2 protein-coding genes and 1 pseudogene are annotated in these 3,002 nt (G+C 42.8%); all 3 read right to left on the bottom strand.

Translation table 11 applies throughout. From position 1 onward, the window contains the following. Window positions 1–358 precede the first annotated feature (358 nt). A pseudogene (locus DEH07_00440) lies at window positions 359–1,546 on the bottom strand (IS1182 family transposase). Between the two features lie 154 nt (window positions 1,547–1,700). Continuing rightward, window positions 1,701–2,198: an acetylglutamate kinase gene (locus tag DEH07_00435; protein HBY03030.1), complete on the bottom strand. Its 498-nt coding sequence runs from the start codon at window positions 2,196–2,198 to the stop codon at window positions 1,701–1,703. Between the two features lie 519 nt (window positions 2,199–2,717). Then, a partial coding sequence (locus DEH07_00430) for an ISAzo13 family transposase (protein HBY03029.1) occupies window positions 2,718–3,002 on the bottom strand: 285 nt, incomplete at its 5' end.

The following is a 3,002-nucleotide window of genomic DNA, read 5'->3' as shown; positions in this document are numbered from 1 at the left end:
ACAAAGGCCAGCTTTTTCAGATCGTCTTTAGGTAAATTCAATTGGCCCAAAGACATAATAATTCTATTACGCGGCCCTTTTTCCGTACGGATAGTCTGGATAAGTTTATGGTTGATATAAACTTGTCCTGTCTTTTTGTTTTTTGTAGTAATAGTGGCTATATGCATATTGTTATTATAATCCAGAGACACTGTTGTGTCAATGGCATAATAAAATAGGGTACTACATTGGTGATTTTGATGTTTTTGGACTGTTTATGAATACATGAATGCAGTAATGGTGCGGCTTATATCCAACCCATATTTATCCAGAGGGGTGTTTTGGGCTAATTATGATCTTGGGGAGGGGAAAGTTGGGCTAAGCATTCATTTCGACGAGGACAATTGCGACAGCGCTCGCGTTCAAAGCTGTATTCCAAATGCTTTTCTTCTTTGCCCTTTCGTTTACGGGTTTTTTGCTTTACTTTCTCTGTTTGATTCCCCATAACACAAAACCATTGGTCACTATCCTTGTTGTAGCTGAACCATTCTTCATCAATTTTATAGGCGCTGGCGCTTACCGGTATATATGATGCAGCATGGTTTTCCTTGATCAAGTTAAGGATATCGTAACGAAAGTAAGCTTTATCACCATACACACCAGTCACAGTAATTCCGGTCTTCTGGATTTTCTCCAGGTGGTCTTTAAAATTATATCCATCAACATAGGAACCAGCTTCTATATCGATGCTGGTTATTAAACCACCATCAGTAGTTTGACAAAATTCCGCCTTGTAGCCATAAAAAGATTGGGTCTTGCTCTTGTAGCCTACTCGGGCATCTTTGTCCACCAGGGAACGAATCCCTTTTTGTTCTATGAACAGGTCGCTTTCTAAGATTTCCTTAGCTTCGGCAGCTGCCTGGATGACCGCCTCTGAGTTTTCTGTACTAACTTGGTCTATCAGGTCTTCCAGGTAATTCTTCATAACTTGTTTGGCTTCAACATGATCTTCTATCTGGGTATAATCAGGTATTTCATATTCGTTTTGACCCATGGCTTTAAATATCTTCCTGGCTAGTTGCTTCATAATGCGTTCGGGTACTTTTTTCACGGTATTAGCTTCCATATGGGTGGTATCTATGGCGATGCCGTTACTGCTTTTGATTACGCCTCTCTCTACACATTGCCGCACTATTTCGGTAATTATATCATCTATGCTGATTTCCCTTAAGCGTTGGGTGCGGAATTTGGTTAGTAAGCTGGTTTCAGGCAGAGGTTCTTCGGGGTTAAGCCCTACAAACCATTTGTAAGCCAGGTTTACGCTCAGATCCTGCATCAATTGTTCATCCGATAAGTCGTATAGATATTTTAAGATCTGGATTCTAATCATCATTTCAGGCTCTTTAGCTGGCCTGCCAAAATTCTTGCAATACCTATCAGCCAACAATTCATTAACAAAGTCTAGCGATATCGCAGAATCTATCTGTTTGAGTATGTGATCATCCGGGATCATTTGGTATAATATGTTGTAGAAGCTGCCTTGTTTCAAGGTGGTTTTCACTAGCATAAAAAGCATCCCCCTCTGGTGTGATTTGGTTGTGCAACTTAATTATACTATGAACGGGTATGCTTTTTGTGTTTTTATCAGACTTTTTCAGTGGTCTCGAACCGTCCCCCTGTGCTTTGCGTCCCCGTGTGTTTCGTATGGCGAAACCAATCCCTCAACAGATATTGAACTGCTTAATTATACCCTCAGCCATTACATCAGCCATTCCTAAAGTGTGCATCTCATTTTCATCATATGCTGCGATACTTGCCTCATACTGCCCGTTAAGCATGTTAACTGCTTCCGCTTTAACCAATTCCAGGTGGCGGTACATCATCCTTCTCCAAAGCTCCTGAGACCAGCAAGGATTAATTTCCCCCAAGAAAACAGCGATTGCGTCAGCATTAGCATACCATTTTCTTTCTGCTTCTGCCGCTGCCGTATTGTCACCGGCTTTTGCCGCCTTGACAAGATCTGCAGCTATGACAAGATGCTCCGTCAGCAATTCCCGAAATCTCGCAGCAATTCTCTCTCCATAAAAAGGTTGCAGCGCATGCTCAAAATCTACGGGATCACGAAGTAATCTGGCAACAACGGCGTCCACATTAGGCAGATCAAATACCAGGCTTGTTATAGTTGACCATGTCCAAACATCATGCTGTTCCCATAACATACGCATATGATTCCTTATATCCACCTGTGCTTTTGTAAACATGATGGGATAATTATAATTCTGATTATAATACACCATTCGTTCATCACCCTCTAAAAACAGTCTTTTCATATAATATGAACAGACTAGTAGTACAGTTCCGTTTGATTAGATCTTTTTTCCATCAATAGAAATCTATACCTCCATATTTTCCTAATAAATACAATGCTCTAACTTCCGATATGCGCAAGAAATTAAACCAGAAAATCAGATTGGGCTTAAGAGCGAAGGGATAGGAAAGAGCGATGCCGGCTGAAACCGATTATGGGCAAGAGGATTCAAGACAGCTAAAAAATTGAACATTTCTCGAGGTGATTAAAAGGTAACGGCAGGTAATTGCTGACAAACGCCCTAAGTTAAATAAGGCTGGAGCCCCTGGTAATATGTAAAAACTAATGAGAAAGGGTAGGCTAATTATCCTTGACACAGAAGAAGAACGAAATCGCTTCGCGATGGCCTAAGGATCCGTAACAAAATAACTCATAACTGCTCTTGAGGGTGTATTGCGTAATTCCAATCACCATGGAACTCGGAGCGCTCCAAGCGCACAGTATTAAGTTCGGCATCGGACACCCGCACGCCGGTCGGGTACTCGTTGTTATCGAGTTGGCGCCTCACCTTAAGGCCGGCGGCGGTGGGAGTGTTGGCGACGAGGCTGACGATAGCCTCGTGGCTGGAAAGGGGGCGACCGCGCCCGGTTTGGGGGATGTAGGAGAAGAGGGGGTGGTTCCCCTTGTTCCCATTGTTGGGGCCAGGCGGTGAGAG

Origin of the sequence: Desulfotomaculum sp. (assembly GCA_003513005.1) — a bacterium.
In the GTDB taxonomy this organism is placed as follows: domain Bacteria; phylum Bacillota; class Desulfotomaculia; order Desulfotomaculales; family Nap2-2B; genus 46-80.
The sequence above is the reverse complement of the archived record's forward strand: the minus strand, read 5'-3'. Positions and strand labels throughout refer to the sequence as shown.

Coding starts and splice junctions, on each gene's coding strand:
- DEH07_00435 (HBY03030.1), bottom strand. CDS start 2,198: ATGTTATGGGAACAGCATGATGTTTGGACATGGTCAACTATAACAAGC.